The following is a 2,413-nucleotide window of genomic DNA, read 5'->3' as shown; positions in this document are numbered from 1 at the left end:
TCCAAAGCAAACAATCATGGTCTTGAAGAAACATCCACAATTTTCGGCTGTAAATACCTGTGTACTCCATGCAAAAAAATAACTTGTCTGTTTTTAAGCTATTAGAGAGCCATGTAAACAGTTCTTCAAAACCTAAGTCATTGTTATTGAATTTTTTATGACCAATTCTAACACCAGACTTATCCATAACTCCAACATCAAATTTGTCTTTAGACATGTCAATGCCAACAAAAAAATCAATCTCTAAATTTTCATTTTGTTTTATAAAAACTTAATTTTAAAGTGAAAAGAAAAATTGACCTAAGTAAACTCAAATCGACAAAAGCCTTTATAAGATTATCAGCACGAACTGGTTCTAAATAGCTAAATTGGTTTAGATTGAGTGAGGGAAGCAGGACCTTTATCGAGATATAGTTTTAAACTTGAAGAGCGGTTAGGTTCTCCTGCTTCCCACTTAGGAAAATTTACCAAAATAAATTTATCCTATTTACTCGTATTTTTCAATCTTTTTTTCATTTGCTAAAGTAAAGGAAGAGCGGATTAACCAAACCATGGCCACCAAGGCCAACATTACATTTTTCATATTTTACTGTTTTGTGTTGTTCTTTATTTTACTAAATTGTTTTTTATATCTTTTTTTTGTTTTAAATCTTCTTCCTTAAACTTAATTTTTCCCTTACTTTTTTAGGATTAAAATCCGGCCTTTTCTGACTTCTATAAATACTCAAAGACTTTATCTGCTAGTATTGATGCGGGCGAAACCCGCTTTACACACCTACGAAGGCACAAGCTTCGCAGAGCTGGTAGCTAAATTAATATTTTGATTAAAATTTCAGGATAAAAAACTAAAATTATAGGACAAAATATCAAAACCAAGTATAAAATGTATGAAAATATATTACTCGTTCTTTTAAAAACATAAATCAAAAAAATACCATATAAGTTAAAAAAAAATATCAAAATAAAATTTAAAACGATGAAAACACCCAACCCGTCATTGTTAACATCATCATTTAAACTTGAATAAATAAGAGAAAATAATAAAAATATGTTGAACATTAAAATTGGAATAACGAATTTGTACTTTTTCATTTTATGCTTTAATATGTATTAGGATCTTTAATAGTAAAACTAAAAGTTTGACTGATATTTCCATATTTATTATTACCATCATTTGATCTAACCACTGAGTTGGAATAATTATTCCACCACCAGTGTTTTTCTGCATCTCCAGAGGTTAAGCTAGTAACATTAAAGATTTTAACGTACAGATTACCACCAGTTGTACGTGAAACACTTACTGAAGCAGATCCTATAAATGTTTCAATTGCTAAAAACCCATTCCTTGCAATCGAAGATGGTGCATGAAAATTACCACTTACTTGAAGTTCAACAAAATCTATGTTTTTATCAAGCAATTGAGTTATTGCCTCATTTGCAATTCCAGAATTTTTTAATTTAAGCGAAGCTGCCCCATTTGTAGGAAAAATAATATTTTCAGGCCCTGTGCCATTAACAAAATTACCCATCAAATAATTTATTAATTCTTTCTGGTCAAAATTTTCAACATCAGATGCATATAAAACACCTTTATTATTTACCCAAGTATTATTTTTATTTGCTTCATCAGATGTTTGGTTATCTGTGGTGAATCCGTCCTTGGTTGTTAAGCCTTCAATCTTATTGTCAGGTAAAAAAATGCCCACACCATACTTCTTTGCATTTTTATTATATAGTACATCGCTCCAGCTGTGCTTAGTCTTCAGACTAAGCACGAGTGAAAAGCGGTCTTCAGACCGAAAACTTGAAACAATATACCACAATTCAATATTAATGCCATATCCAAATTTCTTTACTGCATTAACAAATGGTTTTGATGGCAATTTTACAGAAATTAGAGCCCAAATATTTTTTCTTTGCTCATCCCTTTGTTCCAGCTGTGCTTAGTCTTCAGACTAAGCACGAGTGAAAAGCGGTCTTCAGACCGAAAACTTGAAACAATACACCACAATTCAATATTAATGCCATATCCAAATTTCTTTACTGCATTAACAAATGGTTTTGATGGCAATTTTACAGAAATTAGAGCCCAAATATTTTTTCTTATATAGTACATCGCTCCAGCTGTGCTTAGTCTTCAGACTAAGCACGAGTGAAAAGCGGTCTTCAGACCGAAAACTTGAAACAATATACCACAATTCAATATTAATGCCATATCCAAATTTCTTTACTGCATTAACAAATGGTTTTGATGGCAATTTTACAGAAATTAGAGCCCAAATATTTTTTCTTTGCTCATTCCTATGTTCATTTTACTGCCAATGATGTCAAATGATCAAAAGGTCCCGCAGGGCCTACAATACCATTTTTGTCAAAGGCTATTTTAATGGCTTCGTAGAGGAAATCCTTAACC

General features: G+C 31.4%; 2 protein-coding genes. Both read right to left on the bottom strand.

Features of this window, described 5'->3' with window-relative positions; translation table 11 throughout:
• Positions 1-217: IS110 family transposase (locus EGI31_RS22465; protein WP_255039437.1), on the bottom strand; the 217-nt coding region annotated here is incomplete at its 3' end.
• A gap of 883 nt (positions 218-1,100) precedes the next feature.
• Complete coding sequence (locus EGI31_RS22460) at positions 1,101-1,883, bottom strand: hypothetical protein (protein WP_255039436.1); 783 nt, start codon at positions 1,881-1,883, stop codon at positions 1,101-1,103.
• Positions 1,884-2,413 lie beyond the last annotated feature (530 nt).

The sequence above is a fragment of the Lacihabitans soyangensis genome, assembly GCF_024343775.1.
GTDB classification, from domain to species: Bacteria; Bacteroidota; Bacteroidia; order Cytophagales; family Spirosomataceae; genus Leadbetterella; species Leadbetterella soyangensis.
This window is presented reverse-complemented; position numbering and strand designations above follow the sequence as displayed.